This is a genomic window from Pseudomonas lyxosi (assembly GCF_047758685.1).
GTDB classification, from domain to species: domain Bacteria; phylum Pseudomonadota; class Gammaproteobacteria; order Pseudomonadales; family Pseudomonadaceae; genus Aquipseudomonas; species Aquipseudomonas lyxosi.
This window is the reverse complement of sequence record NZ_CP180481.1, coordinates 3,061,761-3,078,592: the sequence shown is the minus strand read 5'-3', so window position 1 is coordinate 3,078,592 and position 16,832 is coordinate 3,061,761. Positions and strand designations below refer to the sequence as shown.

Here is a 16,832-nt window from a genome sequence, read left to right as displayed (position 1 = left end):
GTTTTTTCAGTGCAGCCGTCTTATTTGACGTTGGTTGGGGTTGCCCCTTCGACGTGGCCCAGAACATCGTCTTTAGGCTCGTCGGCAATACCGCGACCGCCAGAAGCCAGTTCGGCGTGCATCACGTCAACGTCCAGTTCCTTGACCCACTTGGCGACAACCAGGGTGGCAACAGCGTTACCGACCAGGTTGGTCAGGGCACGGGCTTCGGACATGAAGCGGTCGATACCGAGGATCAGCGCCAGGCCGGCAACCGGCAAGTGGCCAACGGCGGACAGGGTGGCCGCCAACACGATGAAGCCACTACCGGTCACACCGGCAGCGCCTTTGGAGGACAGCAGCAACACCACCAGCAGGGTGATCTGGTGAGTGATGTCCATGTGGGTGTCGGTTGCCTGAGCAATGAACACCGCTGCCATGGTCAGGTAGATCGCAGTACCGTCGAGGTTGAACGAGTAACCGGTCGGGATCACCAGACCCACAACGGATTTCTGCGCGCCCAGGCGTTCCATCTTGATCAGCATGCGTGGCAGTACCGATTCCGAAGAAGAAGTACCCAGCACAATCAGCAGTTCTTCACGGATGTAGCGGATCACTTTCAGCACGCTGAAGCCGTGAGCGCGAGCGATACCGCCCAGTACGACCAGGATGAACAGCAGGCAAGTGATGTAGAAGCACGCCATCAACTGACCCAGTTGCACCAGCGAACCCACACCGTAGGCACCGATGGTGAACGCCATGGCGCCGAAGGCACCCAGTGGCGCGAGCTTCATGATCATGTTGATGATGTTGAACATCACGTGAGCGAAGCGATCGATGAAGTCCAGGATCGGCTTGCCGTAGGCACCCAGGCGATGCAGGGCGAAACCGAAGATCACCGAGAACATCAGCACTTGCAGGATATCGCCTGTGGCGAACGCGCCGACGATGGTGGCCGGGATCACGTTCAACAGGAAGCCAACAACGCTTTGATCAGCACCGGCCGCTACATAAGCAGCGACTTTGGAGGCGTCCAAAGTAGTGACGTCGATGTGCATGCCGGCACCCGGCTGCACGATGTTGACCACCACCAGACCAACCAGCAATGCAATGGTCGAAACGATTTCGAAGTAGAGCAGCGCGTAACCGCCGGTCTTGCCGACCGATTTCATGTTCTGCATGCCCGCGATACCGCTGACGACGGTACAGAAGATGATGGGGGCGATGATCATTTTGATCAGTTTGATGAACCCGTCACCCAGCGGCTTGAGGGCTACACCGGTCTGCGGGTAGAAGTGACCGAGCAGGATGCCGATGGCAATAGCAACGATCACCTGGAAATACAGGGATTTGTACAGTGGCTGACGAGTCGTCATTGCAAAGTTCCTCAAGAGTGCCCGGTGACAACATCCATCTGTTGCCAAAGACACTTCAATTGCGAACCCTCCTGCACTGGAGGGATTTGTTTTGTCGAGCTGCGCAACGGCAGGCATCTGCGGGTTGTATCGCAAGGCCCGTGCCACCTTCGTCAAATCGCCAGCAAGCCTTTTGACATCAAGGGTTACGGGTTTTTCTTTGTCACCAAACGGTTACGGCAAAGTGGCGGATTTCCGCCCATCATCCAGACCTCGTCCTGCAATTTGGCGGATATCCGCCTTGTTCATCATCAGGCACCACGGCTACCATCCGTCGTTCAATGGACGGACTTGCCTTCTATGCGCGAACGCACCATCGCCAGTCATTTCGCCCGTGCTGCCCTCGGTGGCGCACGCCGGCTGGGTTATGACTATTCAAATTTGCTGCAACAACTCGGCATCAGCCCCGAGTTGCTTGAAGAGCCACGGGCGAGAATCGCGCCTGAACAGTTCACCCGATTGATCCAGGGACTGTGGCTGGCACTGGACGACGAATACCTCGGCTTCGGGCCGGTCCCGAGCAAAACCGGCAGCTTCGCGATGATGTGCCATGCGGTGATTCACTGCCGCAATCTGGAGAAAGCTCTTCATCGCGGCTTATTGTTTTATAGCTTATTCCCCGACGGTCCGCGTCTGACCCTGACCCGCGAAGACGACATGATTCGCCTCAGCCTCGACGATTCGCAGTTCCGCGACCCGGACCACTTCCTCACCGAGAGCCAGCTGATGGTGTGGCATCGACTCGGCAGCTGGCTGATCGGCCAGCGCATTCGGCTGGAACAGGCGACGTTCAGTTACCCGAGGCCCGAGCACGGGGCCGAATACGATTTGCTGTTCCCCTGCCCGATGGCCTTTTCCACGACTCAGAGCAGCCTGTTGTTTCACAGTCGCTACTTGAACATGCCATTGCTGCAGGACGAACGGACACTCAAACATTTCCTCGAACACTCCCCCGCCGACCTGTTGTCACGCCCGGATGACGGCGACAGTTTGAGTAGCCAGCTGCGACGGTTGCTCAGCCGCGACAGTTCACACTGGCCAGACCTGGAAGCGGTGGCCGCGCACTTGCACATCAGCCCGCAAACCTTGCGTCGGCATTTGCGGGAGGAAGGGTCGAGTTTTCAGGAATTGAAGGATCAGCTGCGGCGGGACATTGCGATTTATCACCTGGGGCGGGCGGATTTGTCGTTGCAGCAGATTGCCGAGCAGTTGGGGTTTTCAGAGCCTTCGGCGTTTCATCGGGCGTTCAAGAAATGGACCGGTCTTACACCCGGCGCCTACCGCGCCCAAGAAAACTGAAGGCACACTGATCGTTCCCACGCTCCGCGTGGGAATGCCTCAAGGGACGCTCCGCGTCCCTTTCGGGAGCTGGAACGCGGAGCGTCCCTTGAGGCATTCCCACGCAGAGCGTGGGAACGATCAGTGCGCCTGTCAGTCTCGCGGATCGATGTTATCCAGCGCCCGATTCACCGCCAGCTCCCCCAGCATGATGATCTGCGCAATACCCAACCTGCGTGAGTGTCTGGAGATGTGTTTTAAACACCGCTGTTTATGATCGTTCCCACGCTCCGCGTGGGAATGCCTCAACGGACGCTCCGCGTTCGGCTGTAGATGGGACGCGGAGCGTCCCGGGCTGCATTCCCACGCGGAGCGTGGGAACGATCGGTGACAGGAGTCAAACCACCGGAAAATGAATCCGAAACGCCGCCCCACCCATCGGCGAATCCCCCAGCGTCAGCTTCGCGCTATAGCTCTCGATAATGTCCTTCACCACCGCCAGCCCAATCCCCTGCCCTGGATGTTGCCGATCCAGCCGTTCCCCCCTTTGCAGAATCCGCGCCCGCTGATCCGGCGGCACACCCGGCCCGTCATCCTCAACACACAACTCAACCCCGCCAAGGCTTTCGCGCACGCTGATACGCACTTCGCCGAGGCACAGGCGATAGGCGTTTTCCAGCAGGTTGCCCATCATTTCCAGCAACGCACCCTGCTCGATCGGCACGTAACACTGCTCCGGCAAATCGAAAGCGACCCGCACGCGTTTGTCGCGGTAGACCTTGTCCAGCGTGTCGCACAGGCTTTGCAGCACCGGGCGCAGGCGTACCTGATGGCGCACCAGACCACTTTTGCGCAGGCTGGCGCGTTGCAGTTGATAGCTGATCTGCTGGCTCATGCGTTCGATCTGGGTTTGCAGCACCCAGGCCTGATCACGATCGGCCGGGCGCTGGGCCATGTCTTCGCTGACGCCTTGCAGCACGGTCAGCGGGGTTTTCAGGCTGTGGGCCAGGTCGTCGAGGGAATCGCGATAGCGGCTGCGTTGTTCGCGCTCGCTGTGCAGCAGGCGGTTGAGGGAGCCGGTCAGGCGCAGCAGTTCGCGCGGGTGTTGTTCGCTGAGGCTTTCGCGGGTGCCGCTTTCGATTTCGTCCAGCTCCTGACTGAGCCGGCGCAACGCCTGCAAGCCCCAGGTCAGGCCGATCCACAGCAGCGCGAGCAACACCAGCAAGGCTGCACCGAATCCGAGGTAGAGATTTTCCCGCAGGCCTTCGAGGGTGGCTTCGTACTCACGCACCGGCTGCAGCGCGACGATGCTGAACGCCGCGCTCTTGCCGCCGAGCAGTTTGACTTCGACGTCGTAGACGAAGAATTCCTGGCCGTTGGCTTCGCTGATCCTCGCGAACTCATTACCGCGTCCGTCGTAACGCGGCTTGTAGTTGATGTGCTCTTCCTGGGTGCCCTTCGAGCGCCAGACCAGATGCCCTTCGCGGTCATAAATGTAGCCAAGCAAACGGCCGTCAGTCAGGTTGAAACGCTCATCGGGCAACTGCGCCGGCATCTGCAAGCGGTTGTTCTCCACCCGGGCGGCGGAGATCAGCGTGGTGACGTCCGACGCCAGGCGTTGTTCGATCGAGTCCTGCAACGCCAGACTGAACGCGCCCTGCATCGCCGGCAGCAACGCCAACATGAACAACACCGCCAGGATCGTGGCGGCGAGCATCAAACGGACACGAAGGGAACGAATCAAGTGCAGCGCTCATTGAACAGGTAGCCGAGGCCACGCACGGTATCGATTGGTTTGAAGCCGGCCGGGCCTTCAAGTTTGCGGCGCAGACGGCCGACCAACACTTCGATCACGTTCGGATCGCGCTCGTCGTCGTCCGGATAGAGCTGCTCCATCAAACGGTCCTTGGCCACCACTTGCTGGTGATGCCGCATCAGGTACTCGAGGATCCGATACTCGTAAGCGGTCAGCGCCAGCGGTTGTTCATCGAGGGACGCCTGTTTGCGATTGAGGTCCAGCAGCAACGGCCCGGCGACGATGGTCGATTGGGTGAAACCGCTGGAGCGGCGCAGCAAGGCATTCAGGCGCGCGTCGAGTTCTTCGAACTGGAACGGCTTGACCACGTAATCGTCGGCGCCGGCGGCGAGGCCTTCGACCTTGTCCTGCCAGTTGCCGCGGGCGGTGAGGATCAGGATCGGGAAGGTCTTGCCGCGCGAGCGCAGTTGGCGGATCAGGTCGAGCCCGCCCATGCCCGGCAGGCCGAGGTCGATCACCGCCAGGTCATGGTTGTACTGCTCGGTCTGGTACAGCGCCTCTTCGGCATTGGCCACGGACTCGACCACGTGGCCGCTGTCCGTCAGGCGGGTTTGCAGGTGATGGCGCAACAGCGCTTCATCTTCGACGACCAGCAGTTTCATAACGCTCTCCTACGCAAATCAACATCTCCAGAGGCACGCGTACCTCGATGGCTAACATGGCAACGCCGGATCAGCCACTTGGGTTGATCCGGCTCAGGCCTTTTCGGACGCGCTTCTTAGAAAGCGTAGTTCGCCGACAGGTAGGTCTGGGCGCTGCTGGTCAGGTCCAGCGAACCCTGTTTGCTGCCACCGCGCTCGCTCATCTCGGTGCTGGCGTTGCTGCGCAGATAACGGTAACCCAGTTCCACCGAGGTGTTTTGCGAAACCTGTTGCAGGACACCCACCTGGCCGCCGATGGCGTAACCGATGTCGCTGTCGCGGCTGAAACCTGGGGAATCCTGAGTCATTTTGGTCAAACCGGCTGTGGCGCCGCCGAACAGCTTGGTGCTGCCGCCCACCGGGTAGAACAGATCGTAGCTGCCCAGGAGGTTTTCCTGACGCAGTTTAATGCCATTGTGTGAGCCCGACACGTTGTCGTAAGTGGCGTAGTAGCGGCCCTGGCTGTTTTGCTGGCCCAGACGCACACCCCAGGTGTTGTCCTTGCCGATCACGCCGTCGGCGTTGGGGCTGTTGAGGTTGTCGTTCAGGGCATGGGACTTTTTGACCTTGTCGCTGGTCTGTCCAAAAGTAAGGCTGGCGAAATTGTCGTCGGAAGCGAAAGCCGCGGTACTCGCGCTCAGGACAGTGAAAGCCAGAAGCAGTTTTTTGAAGCCAGTCATAGGGGAGTTCCTTATGCGCTATGTGCTATTTGGGTACGGGGCAAGGTTACTCACCCGGCCCTGAACTCCCCCTGAACGCACTCTGAACCTGAGCTGAATCAAATCGACTCGGCTGGTTTGATGACTTTTTGCAGGAGATCCGACGATGCGCATTTTCCTCGCCCTCGTATTACTGGCCTTGAGCGGGCTCAGCCAAGCCGCTATCAAGACTCAGGAAATCCCCTATCAAAGTACTGACGGCACCCAGATGATCGGCTACTTCGCCTATGACGACGCCATCAAAGGCGCACGCCCTGGCGTTGTGGTGGTGCACGAATGGTGGGGGCTCAACGACTACACCAAGCGCCGCGCCCGCGACCTGGCCGGTCTGGGTTACAGCGCGCTGGCCATCGACATGTATGGCGATGGCAAGAACACCGAACATCCAAAGGACGCCATGGCCTTCATGCAGGCAGCGTTGAAAGACAGCGCCGCGTCCAGTGCACGCTTTCAGGCCGGGCTCGATCTGCTGAAGAAACAGCCGCAAACCGATCCGAACAAAATCGCCGCTATCGGTTATTGCTTCGGCGGTGGCGTGGTGCTGAATGCGGCGCGTCAGGGTTTACCGCTGGCGGGCGTGGTGAGTTTTCACGGCGCGCTGGCGACCAAGACGCCTGCGGCGCCGGGCAGTGTGAAAGCGAAAATCCTTGTTGAACATGGGGCGTTGGACAGCATGATCACGCCGGATAACGTGGCAGCGTTCAAGGCTGAAATGGACAAGGCCGGGGCTGACTATAAGTTCGTCAGCCTGGAGGGCGCCAAGCATGGGTTCAGCAATCCTGATGCGGATCGGTTGAGCCATGGCGATCATGGCGGGCCGGATATTGGCTACAACAAGGCAGCGGATGAGAAGTCCTGGGCGGACATGCAGGCGTTCTTCAAAAAAATCTTTGCCTGACACGGTGATCGTTCCCACGGTCCCCGTGGGAACGATCAGTGTGGGGCTACCCAGCCTGAGAGCAACCCGGCAAAATGCCCCACATGAATCGCGCCCCCGCCCTCCCCGTCTGCTGCACTCCACTCGATGCCCATTGGCCGCTGCCCTTTGCGCTGCCCGATACGGTGCTGTTGAGCACTCATTTCGATACCTCGCAACTGGCCAGCGATGATTTCCAGCGCAGCGCCATTGAGCCGCCGCCCACCATCCAGCGTTCGGTCGCCAAGCGTCAGGCGGAGTTCCTCGCCGGGCGGGTTTGCGCTCGGGCGGCGTTGCAACAGTTGGAAGGGCTGAGCTTTATCCCGGCCATCGGCGAGGATCGGGCACCGGTGTGGCCGACGCACATCACGGGCTCGATCACCCACAGCACCGGCCGGGCCTCGGCGATTGTTGCGAAGAAAACCCACTGGCGCGGCCTGGGGATGGACCTGGAAAACCTGCTCAACCCCGAACGGGCCGAACGTCTGGCCGGGGAAATTCTCACTCCGCCCGAGTTGCAACGCATGACCGCTGGCCGTCGCGATCAGTTGGCGATGCTGGTGACCCTGACGTTTTCGGTGAAGGAAAGCCTGTTCAAGGCGCTGTATCCGATCGTTCAGCAGCGCTTTTATTTTGAACATGCCGAAGTGCTGGAGTGGGCCGAAAGCGGTGAAGTGCGGCTGCGGCTGCTGACTGATTTGTCCAGCGAGTGGCGCAATGGCACTGAGCTGGATGCGCAGTTTGGGGTGGTGGATGGGCAGTTGTTGAGTCTGGTCAGCATCAAGGCCTGAGGATGTTCAGTGTTTGGGAGGGCCTCATCGCGAGCAAGCTCGCTCCCACATTGGTTCTATGTCACCCCACAAATCCCTGTGGGAGCGGGCTTGCTCGCGATGGCGGCAGATCATTCAACACAGATCTCACCGCTTCTCCTGATTCCTCGGCCAGCTCAGGCTGAAACACGCCCCACCCAAACTCTTGCTCTTGCTGATCAACGCCCGGCCATCATGCCAATGGATGATTCGCCGCACGATGGAAAGCCCCAACCCATGCCCACCGGAGGCGCGGGTGCGGCTGTCATCGAGGCGCAGGAATGGTGTGAAAATCTTCTCCCAGGCCGTTTCCGGCACGCCCGGCCCGTCATCCTCGACATCCACCCGACAGCGCTGCTGCCCGACCTGATAGCTGACGGTCACCCGTGATTGAGCGTGGCGCATGGCGTTGCTCACCAGGTTCTGCAACGCCCGATGCAGGTAACGGGGCTCGGCCTCGACCCAGGCGTCGTCGTTGTCAGCGGCAGACAAACACAAACCGCGCTGCACCGTGACCTCGGCGCGTAACGGCGCCAGTTCTTCGATCACCTGATTGACCAACGCATCCAGATCGATCCGCTGAAAATTCAGCGCCGGCGACCCCTGCTCCAGTCGTGCGTAGGTGAGCATCTCGTCCACCAGTCGATCGAGATCCTCGATGTCGTGGTCCATGCCTTCACAGTATTTTTCCAACGCCTGTGGCGTGGTGGCCGAGCCGATCATTTCCAGACCAAAACGCAACCGCGCCACCGGCGTGCGCAGTTCGTGAGACACGGCGCGCACCAGCTCACGCTGGATCGCCAGCAATTGCTGCAAGTGCTCGGCCATGCCGTTGAACGCCGAAGCCAGTCGTCCCACCGAATCCGCGCCGCGTGCCGGCACGCGGGTTTCCAGGCTGCCCTTGGCGATGCGGGTGGCGGCCGCTTCCAGGCCACGCAAACGGCGCTCAAGTTGGCGCACCAGCAGATAGACGATCAAACCGATCAGGCTCAAACCCAGGGCGGCGATCAGCACCAGCCACTCCGGCGGATAAGGATTCATCTGATACAACGGACCGATTTCCAGCACCCACGGCGTACCGACCATGCCGGCAAACACCCGGATCGAATCGCCGCCCTTGCCCAGCGCCATCACCGTGTCGCCCTCGGACACCCGGCGACTCTGGTCCTCGTCCATGTCCGCCTGTTCGATCGTCACCAGCCGCAAGTCGAAACCAAACCCTTTATCGCGCTTCAACTGCGCCAGGCGCTCGGGTTGCTCGGCCACCGGGTAACGCACCAGTTCATCGGCCAGCAGGTAAATAGTCGCCCGGGCCAATTGCTCGCTGATCTGTTGGACTTCGCCGGTCAGCACTAGCTGTTCCTTGTCGCTGACCAACCGGTAAACCTTCGCCGCATGCGGACCGGTCTGTTCCACCAGCGCCTGACCGCGCAGCACGCGGGTGCGCTGGGTGAGGTCGAGGTCGGTCTGGGCAAAGGTCTTCAGCGCCAGAGGAATCCCCAGCAACCGCTCCCACACCAGCAAGGCACGGTGGCGCTCGGTTTCGTTCATCGGGTTCAGGTTGTCGGCCATCAGCGAGAAGGTGCCGTGAGCGAGGCGTTCGCGGTATTGCTCGCCGCGCACCTGATTGAGCAGGTGCAAGGCCAGCACGCCGAGTACCGCCACCAGAATCAGCGCCGCGCACATGCCGCCATAGATGCGCAGGAAGATCGAGTTCACAGCGTGCAGGCTTCCGGAACGAACAGATAACCTTTGCTGCGGATGGTCTTGATCAGCCGCGGATGCTCCGGGTCATCGCCGATTTTCGGGCGAATGCGCGAGATGCGCACGTCGATGGAACGGTCCTGGCCGTCATAGCCAATACCGCGCAATGCAGTGAAAATTTCTTCCCGGGACAGAATGCGTCCGGCGTTGGCCACCAGCAGCCAGAGCAGGTCGAACTCGGCGCTGGTCAACTCGATGCCATTGTCGTTCAGCCAGGCTTCGCGCAATGCGTTGTCGACCACCAATGGACCGAACTGCAGACGCCGTTGTTTTTCCGGCGCCACTTCAGGAGTTTCACTGCGTCGCAACAGGGCCTGGATGCGCGCCAGCAGCAGGCGTGGGCGAACCGGTTTGCACACGTAGTCGTCGGCGCCCAGGTCCAGGCCGAGAATCTGATCGGTGTCGTCGGTGCGGGCGGTGAGCATCAGGATCGGGCCGTCATACTTGTCGCGGACCTTGCGGCAGATGCTCAGTCCGTCTTCGCCCGGCAACATCAGGTCGAGGATCACCAGGTCCGGTTTCTCCTTGATGATCCGTGCCGCGGCCAAGGCGCCATTGCCCTCGATCGATACGCGCAGACCATTGGCTTCCAGGTAGTCGCGGGTCAGTTCGGCCAGACGCTGGTCGTCCTCGACAATCAATACCTGCCAGGCTTCTTGCTCCACGGTGACCTCTGCTTGCCAACAACACTTAATAAGGAAGGATCCGCCCGTCTTTTTGTAATGATTGGGGAGGATAAGAATGCGTACGCACTGGCCGATTGTATAAACGCCGCTCGCCAAGAACACAAGCCGGTGAATGCGTTCGGACAACGCGGTTTTTTGTGATAGGGTTCGCGCCCTTAAAAATCCAAATGACTGTTTTCAATCGCTGAAAATCGGTCAAAAACGGTCCGCTCCAGCTAGGTCGCGGCCTACACGCCCGTTCCACGTTTCACACACAATTTACGCACAGGTTTATCCACAGGTAGTACGTTGCAACACCCTCCAAAACGCATTATCTTGTACCTCGGCGCGAAAAAAACCCTACATGTAGGGTTTTACGCCAAAAACCAAACACAAACCGGATACCGATTTCAAGCGCTTTTATTGCCTCTTTCCGGTTGAACCAAACGTATTTTCGAAAGACCAAACCGCGCGTGCGGATGGCTACTGTTTTTGAACCGGAAACGGCGTTAACGGTACGGGTGTTGCAGTCAATTGCTGTCACCCAAAAGGATCCCGGTTTCAGGTTCAAGGCCTGGGACCAAAGACTTCGGCATGGAAGCGGCGCACCAATTGCCCCTTCCTGATCTGTCCCGAAGTTGGTATGCCCGGCCCCTCGCCGGTTGTAGTGCTTCAGGACGGAACGGTGGGCACCGTGATGGTGCCCAAACAAACATAGAGAATGTGGAGACAACCCCCCATGCAAACCGACACAACTCGCGAGAACCCGCAGGGCACCTTGCCGCAGGCCGCTGATTCGACTTCGGATCTGTCCGCCACCGCGCCTGGCCAACTGCGCGTGATCAAGCGTAACGGCACTGTCGTTCCTTACACCGATGACAAGATCACCGTCGCTATCACCAAAGCGTTTCTCGCAGTTGAGGGCGGCACCGCTGCCGCTTCGTCGCGAATCCACGACACCGTTGCCCGTCTGACCGAACAAGTCACCGCGACCTTCAAGCGTCGCATGCCATCGGGCGGCACGATCCACATCGAAGAAATCCAGGATCAGGTCGAACTGGCCCTGATGCGTGCCGGCGAGCAGAAAGTGGCCCGCGACTACGTGATCTACCGTGACGGTCGTTCGAAAGAACGCGCCGCCCACGCACCGGCCGAAGAAGCCGTCAACGCTCACCCGTCGATCCGCATCACCCGCGCCGATGGTACCTTTGCGCCTCTGGACATGGGCCGCCTGAACACCATTGTCACCGAAGCGTGCGAAGGCCTTGCAGAAGTCGACGGCGACCTGATCCAGCGCGAAACCCTGAAAAACCTGTACGACGGCGTGGCCCTGACCGACGTCAACACCGCTTTGGTGATGACCGCCCGTACCCTGGTCGAGCGTGAACCGAACTACTCGTTCGTGACCGCTCGCCTGCTGATGGACACCCTGCGTGCCGAAGGCCTGAGCTTCCTGGAAGTCGCCGAAAGCGCGACCCACCACGAAATGGTCGACCTGTACGCCAAGGCCTTGCCTGCGTATATCGCCAAAGGTATCGAATTCGAATTGCTGAACCCGGTCCTGGCCACCTTCGACCTGGAAAAACTCGGCAAGGCGATCAACCACGAGCGCGATCAGCAGTTCACGTACCTGGGCCTGCAAACCCTGTACGACCGTTACTTCATCCACAAGGACGGTATCCGCTTCGAACTGCCGCAGATCTTCTTCATGCGCGTGGCCATGGGCCTGGCGATCGAAGAGAAGAACAAAGAAGACCGTGCGATCGAGTTCTACAACCTGTTGTCGTCCTTCGACTACATGTCGTCGACTCCGACCCTGTTCAACGCCGGTACCCTGCGTCCACAGCTGTCGAGCTGCTACCTGACCACCGTGCCGGATGACCTGTCGGGCATCTATCACGCGATCCACGACAACGCCATGTTGTCGAAATTCGCGGGCGGCCTGGGCAACGACTGGACCCCGGTTCGTGCACTGGGTTCGTACATCAAGGGCACCAACGGCAAATCCCAGGGCGTTGTTCCGTTCCTGAAAGTAGTGAACGACACCGCCGTCGCCGTTAACCAGGGTGGCAAGCGCAAAGGCGCTGTCTGTGCCTACCTGGAAACCTGGCACATGGACATCGAAGAGTTCATCGAACTGCGCAAGAACACCGGTGATGATCGTCGTCGTACCCACGACATGAACACCGCCAACTGGATCCCTGACCTGTTCATGAAGCGCGTCTTCGATGACGGCAAATGGACCCTGTTCTCGCCGTCCGAAGTGCCGGACCTGCACGACCTGACCGGCAAGGCCTTCGAAGAGCGTTACGAGTACTACGAAGCGCTGTCCGAATACCCGGGCAAGATCAAGCTGTTCAAGACCATCCAGGCCAAAGACCTGTGGCGCAAAATGCTGTCCATGCTGTTTGAAACCGGCCACCCATGGCTGACCTTCAAAGACCCGTGCAACCTGCGCAGCCCGCAGCAGCACGTCGGCGTGGTTCACAGCTCGAACCTGTGCACCGAGATCACCTTGAACACCAACAAGGACGAGATCGCCGTTTGCAACCTGGGCTCGATCAACCTGCCGAACCACATCACCAACGGCAAGCTGGACACCGCCAAGCTGGAACGCACCGTGAACACCGCCGTTCGCATGCTCGATAACGTTATCGACATCAACTACTACTCGGTGCCACAAGCGAAGAACTCCAACTTCAAGCATCGTCCGGTCGGTCTGGGCATCATGGGCTTCCAGGACGCGCTGTACCTGCAGCACATTCCTTACGGTTCCGACGCTGCCGTCGAGTTCGCCGACAAGTCGATGGAAGCGGTCAGCTACTACGCGATCCAGGCTTCCTGCGACCTCGCTGACGAGCGCGGCGCCTACGAGACGTTCCAGGGTTCGCTGTGGTCCAAAGGCATCCTGCCGCTGGATTCGCAACAGATCCTGATCGAGCAACGTGGCCAGAAGTACATCGACGTTGACCTGAACGAATCCCTGGACTGGGCACCGGTTCGTGCCCGTGTGCAGAAAGGCATTCGTAACTCCAACATCATGGCCATCGCACCGACCGCGACCATCGCCAACATCACAGGCGTATCGCAGTCGATCGAACCGACCTACCAGAACCTCTACGTGAAATCGAACCTGTCGGGCGAATTCACCGTGATCAACCCGTACCTGGTTCGCGACCTGAAGGCTCGCGGTCTGTGGGACTCGGTCATGATCAACGACCTGAAGTACTACGACGGTTCGGTGCAACAGATCGAGCGCATCCCGCAAGAACTCAAAGAGCTCTACGCGACTGCCTTCGAAGTGGACACCAAGTGGATCGTTGACGCGGCAAGCCGTCGTCAGAAGTGGATCGACCAGGCTCAATCGCTGAACCTGTACATCGCTGGCGCATCGGGCAAGAAGCTGGACGTGACCTACCGCATGGCCTGGTACCGTGGTCTGAAAACCACTTACTACCTCCGTGCCCTGGCCGCGACCAGCACCGAGAAGTCGACCATCAACACCGGCAAGCTGAACGCTGTTTCCAGCGGCGGCAACCACGGTGAAGATTCGGTCCTGGCTGCTCCTGCCGGTCCTGCTCCAGTGCCGAAGGCTTGCGCCATCGACGAGCCGGATTGCGAAGCTTGCCAATAAGCTGAGCCGGTGAGCGCTGAAAGGCGCTTACCTGGATAACCCCCGATCGGTCCTCTGGATTGTCGGGGGTTTTCTTTTGCCTGCCTTTCAAGATCAAAAGATCGCAGCCTCGCTTCACTCGACAGCTCCTACAGGGGACCGCTATTTCCTGTAGGAGCTGTCGAGTGAAACGAGGCTGCGATCTTTTTGCCAGCCATAAAAAAGCCCCTCTTCCGAGGGGCTTTTTATGCAGTACTATCAAACATCAGGTCATCTGAATGATGGTCTGCATGATGGTGCTCTGAGTCGAGATGGTCTTGGCGTTCGCCTGGTAGTTGCTCTGCGCCTTGATCAGGTCGACCAGTTCATTGGTCAGGTTGACGTTGGACTCTTCCAGAGAGTTGGAGTTGATCTCGCCCAAGGTACCGGTGTTCGGCGCATCGTAGCCCGGGATACCCGACGCGTAGGTTTCTTTCCAACTGGTGCCGCCTACAGGCTGCAAACCTTGTTCGTTGGTGAAGCTGGCGAGCGAGATCTGGCCGATGGGCTTGGTCTGGCTGTTGCTGAAGTTGGCCAGCATGACACCGCTGGTGTCGATGGTCAGGTTGGTGATCTGGCCGGTGGCGTAGCCGTTCTGCGAAGGAATCGAACGCGCGGTGTCAGCGTTGTACTGCGTGGTTTTGTCCATGGAGACCGTAACGACGCCGGAGGCAGCGCCGTTGGCTGTCCACACGCCATTGGTCACGGTACCCGGAACCCAGCCGGTGACCTTCAGGTCAGGGCTGGTTATCACGGATGGCGGAACGGTCGCTGGAACAACCGGTGTGGTGACCGAAGTCAGCTTGCCGGCGCTGTCGAAGTTCATGGTCGAAGCGACAGGAGGAGTAAGAGTAGGGTCGCTGCCATCCGGGTTGCGACCCTCGATCAGGGTGTAGGTCTTCCAGGTGTTGTCAGCAGTCTTGACCATGTATTGATCCATGGTGTGCTTGTTACCCTGGGTATCGTAAATCGGGGTACTGAACTGCTTGGTGAAGGACGCTTCCTTGGACGGGTCAAACGGATTGGTAGTCTGGTTGATGATGGGAGCTGTGGAGTTCAGGTTGATCGTCGACGAAACCGTGGAGGTGTTTTTTGGCGCCAGGTTCGACGTATCGATGCGCAGGTCAGTCAAAACGCCATTGAGGATCTTGCCATTGGCATCCACGCCATACCCCTGCAGACGCGCAGAGCCATCGCTATTGGTGACATATCCGTCCTTGTCGACCTTGAACGTGCCGGCACGGGTGTAGGACATCGAACCGTTCTCGCTCAGCACGAAGAAGCCGGAACCGTTGATGCCCATGTCCAGCACGTTGCCGGTGTTGTTGACGTCGCCCTGGGTGAACTGCTGGGAAACGTTGGCCAGGCGCACGCCGTTACCGATGGTTTTGCTGCCGGAACCCAGCTTGGTGGCCGAGTAAACGTCTTCGAATTCCGCACGGGACGATTTGAAACCGGTGGTCGCGACGTTGGCGATGTTGTTGCCGGTCACGTCCAGTTGTTTGTTGGCTGCATAGAGACCGCTAAGGCCGATATTGAAAGACATATTCCACTCCTTTGTGCCGTGTTAGTCGGCTCTACATACCAATGGTTTGTACTTTGGACAGAGCGATGCTGCCCGCCCCGGCCAGGTTGAGCATCAACTCACCGCCGGTCTGGCTGATGGTCACGCTGTTGACGGTGGCCGGCAGGTAAGTCACCAGCGAGGTCGCCTTGCCGTCGTAGGTCGCCGTAGCGCCGAAGGTATAGGTCCCCGCCGTGGCCACTTCGCCTGCATCGTTTTTGCCGTCCCAGATGAAAGTGGAAGTACCGGCGACCTCGCTGCCCAGGTCGATGGTGCGGACAACCTTGCCATCGGCATCGGTGATCTTGACCTTGACCGGGTCCACCGACGCCGGTACGGCGATGGTGCCGCTGAAACTCTTGGAGGTGTCGACCACAGCCTTGTCGCCCGGTGCAATAACCGAACGCCCGACCAGCGACGACGCCTGCAACGCCTGGGACGAGTTGTAGTTGCTCGCCAGGCCACTGACGGTGTCGTTGAGCGTGGTGATGCCTTCCAGGCTACTGAACTGGGCCAACTGGGCGACGAACTCGCCGTTGTCCTGCGGTTCCAGCGGGTTCTGGTTTTTCAGTTGCGTTACCAGCAACTGCAGGAACGCGTCCTTGCCCAGGGCCTTGTTGCCGGTGGCGCTATTCGTCGCCGACGCCAGGCCGTCGGCACTGGTGTTGGTCTTGATCGAGGAGTTGGCCAGGATGTCCTTGAGGCTCAAACCACTGGTGGTATCGGTAACACTCATCTGAGTCGCCCCTTATCACTGACCCAGGGTCAGGACCTTTTGCATCATGGTTTTGGCGGTGTTCATCATTTCGGCGTTGGTCTGGAACGAACGGCTCGCGGAAATCATGTCAGCCATTTCTTCCACCACGTTGACGTTCGGGTAGTAGACGTAGCCCTTGGCGTCGGCCGCCGGATGGTTCGGCTCGTAGCGCGCTTCAAGGTTGCTCTGGTCTTCGACCACGCCCAGTACTTGCACGCCTTGGCCGGCGGCATCCTGGTTCTGGAACAGCGAATCGCTGCCGCCGCTCTGGCCACCCTGGAACATGGTGGCGAACACCGGGTGCCGTGCACGGTAGGTCTGGTCGATGCTCGACGAGACGGTTTCGGCGTTGGCGATGTTCGAGGCGACGGTGTTCAAGCGAGTGGTCTGGGCACTCATGCCGCTACCGGCAATGTTGAAAACACTGGCTAGAGACATGACTTACTCTCCACGAAGGGCTGACACCAGCCCTTTGAATTTGCTGTTGAGCAGGGTGAAGCTGGCCTGGAAGTTGACCGCGTTTTCCGCGTAGTTCGACTGTTCCAGTTGGGCGTCCACGGTGTTCTGGTCGATCGACGGTTGCATCGGCGTGCGATACAGCAGCGACTCGTCGCCATTGCCCAGGCCTTCGGCTTCGATATGACGGCTGTTGGTCATGTTCAAGGCGAAAGTGCCGCTCTTGGTCTTCTCGTTCTGCTCGGCAAGCACTTTCGAGAAGTCCAGATCCCGAGCCTTGTAGTTCGGGGTGTCGGCGTTGGCGATGTTGTTGGCCAGGACTTCAGCACGCTGAGCGCGGAAGCCCAGGGCTTGTTCGTGGATACCGAGCGCTTTATCGAAGCTGATGCTCATGTCGGAAA

The 16,832-nt window shown here is 59.4% G+C and carries 14 protein-coding genes and 1 pseudogene; 4 read left to right on the top strand and 11 right to left on the bottom strand.

The window, feature by feature from the left end; genetic code table 11:
- Positions 1 to 20 precede the first annotated feature (20 nt).
- Positions 21 to 1,355, bottom strand: coding sequence for a dicarboxylate/amino acid:cation symporter (locus ACMXYI_RS14130; protein ID WP_415773652.1), 1,335 nt, complete (start codon positions 1,353 to 1,355; stop codon positions 21 to 23).
- Between the two features lie 339 nt (positions 1,356 to 1,694).
- On the opposite strand from ACMXYI_RS14130, the gene ACMXYI_RS14125 reads away from it, so the two are divergent.
- Positions 1,695 to 2,693, top strand: a complete 999-nt coding sequence (locus ACMXYI_RS14125; protein ID WP_415773651.1) for an AraC family transcriptional regulator — start codon at positions 1,695 to 1,697, stop codon at positions 2,691 to 2,693.
- 132 nt (positions 2,694 to 2,825) lie between these two features.
- Here ACMXYI_RS14125 and ACMXYI_RS30885 read toward each other — a convergent pair.
- The 4 genes and pseudogenes from ACMXYI_RS30885 to ACMXYI_RS14110 form a co-directional block, all read right to left on the bottom strand.
- Positions 2,826 to 2,906: pseudogene (locus ACMXYI_RS30885) on the bottom strand (DUF6124 family protein); the annotation flags it as partial.
- Positions 2,907 to 3,069: 163 nt separating this feature from the next.
- Complete coding sequence (locus ACMXYI_RS14120; protein ID WP_415773650.1) at positions 3,070 to 4,416, bottom strand: ATP-binding protein; 1,347 nt, start codon at positions 4,414 to 4,416, stop codon at positions 3,070 to 3,072.
- A complete protein-coding gene (locus ACMXYI_RS14115; protein ID WP_046046505.1) occupies positions 4,413 to 5,090 on the bottom strand; it encodes a response regulator in 678 nt (225 codons plus the stop codon). The genes ACMXYI_RS14120 and ACMXYI_RS14115 overlap by 4 nt, the downstream gene beginning before the upstream one ends.
- A gap of 116 nt (positions 5,091 to 5,206) precedes the next feature.
- Positions 5,207 to 5,809: a hypothetical protein gene (locus tag ACMXYI_RS14110; protein ID WP_283181321.1), complete on the bottom strand. Its 603-nt coding sequence runs from the start codon at positions 5,807 to 5,809 to the stop codon at positions 5,207 to 5,209.
- Between the two features lie 145 nt (positions 5,810 to 5,954).
- Between ACMXYI_RS14110 and ACMXYI_RS14105 the strand changes: the two genes are divergently transcribed.
- Both ACMXYI_RS14105 and ACMXYI_RS14100 read left to right on the top strand, forming a co-directional pair.
- A complete protein-coding gene (locus ACMXYI_RS14105; RefSeq protein ID WP_415773649.1) occupies positions 5,955 to 6,746 on the top strand; it encodes a dienelactone hydrolase family protein in 792 nt (263 codons plus the stop codon).
- Between the two features lie 83 nt (positions 6,747 to 6,829).
- Complete coding sequence (locus tag ACMXYI_RS14100) at positions 6,830 to 7,555, top strand: 4'-phosphopantetheinyl transferase family protein (protein WP_415766786.1); 726 nt, start codon at positions 6,830 to 6,832, stop codon at positions 7,553 to 7,555.
- A 126-nt stretch (positions 7,556 to 7,681) separates the two neighbouring features.
- On the opposite strand, the gene ACMXYI_RS14095 is transcribed toward ACMXYI_RS14100, so the two are convergent.
- Entirely contained in the window at positions 7,682 to 9,292 is a 1,611-nt protein-coding gene (locus ACMXYI_RS14095; protein ID WP_095132467.1) for an ATP-binding protein, read from the bottom strand.
- Positions 9,289 to 10,002: a response regulator gene (locus ACMXYI_RS14090; RefSeq protein ID WP_046046510.1), complete on the bottom strand. Its 714-nt coding sequence runs from the start codon at positions 10,000 to 10,002 to the stop codon at positions 9,289 to 9,291. Before ACMXYI_RS14090 ends, ACMXYI_RS14095 begins: the two co-directional genes overlap by 4 nt.
- 739 nt (positions 10,003 to 10,741) lie before the next feature.
- Here ACMXYI_RS14090 and ACMXYI_RS14085 point away from each other — a divergent pair.
- Positions 10,742 to 13,636 (top strand): ribonucleoside-diphosphate reductase subunit alpha, encoded by a 2,895-nt coding sequence (locus ACMXYI_RS14085; RefSeq protein WP_008147967.1) that lies wholly within the window; start codon positions 10,742 to 10,744, stop codon positions 13,634 to 13,636.
- Between the two features lie 244 nt (positions 13,637 to 13,880).
- Here the strand turns inward: ACMXYI_RS14085 and flgE are convergent, their stop codons facing one another.
- Genes flgE through flgB form a run of 4 tightly spaced genes read right to left on the bottom strand, consistent with a single transcriptional unit; the run spans position 13,881 to position 16,824 of the window.
- Positions 13,881 to 15,200, bottom strand: a complete 1,320-nt coding sequence (gene flgE, locus ACMXYI_RS14080) for a flagellar hook protein FlgE (protein WP_415773648.1) — start codon at positions 15,198 to 15,200, stop codon at positions 13,881 to 13,883.
- Positions 15,201 to 15,231: 31 nt separating this feature from the next.
- On the bottom strand, positions 15,232 to 15,954 hold the full coding sequence (gene flgD, locus ACMXYI_RS14075) for a flagellar hook assembly protein FlgD (RefSeq protein ID WP_415773647.1): 723 nt from the start codon (positions 15,952 to 15,954) through the stop codon (positions 15,232 to 15,234).
- A gap of 15 nt (positions 15,955 to 15,969) precedes the next feature.
- Positions 15,970 to 16,413: a flagellar basal body rod protein FlgC gene (flgC, locus tag ACMXYI_RS14070; RefSeq protein WP_046046514.1), complete on the bottom strand. Its 444-nt coding sequence runs from the start codon at positions 16,411 to 16,413 to the stop codon at positions 15,970 to 15,972.
- A 3-nt stretch (positions 16,414 to 16,416) separates the two neighbouring features.
- Positions 16,417 to 16,824, bottom strand: a complete 408-nt coding sequence (gene flgB / locus ACMXYI_RS14065; protein ID WP_007980125.1) for a flagellar basal body rod protein FlgB — start codon at positions 16,822 to 16,824, stop codon at positions 16,417 to 16,419.
- Positions 16,825 to 16,832: the final 8 nt, after the last annotated feature.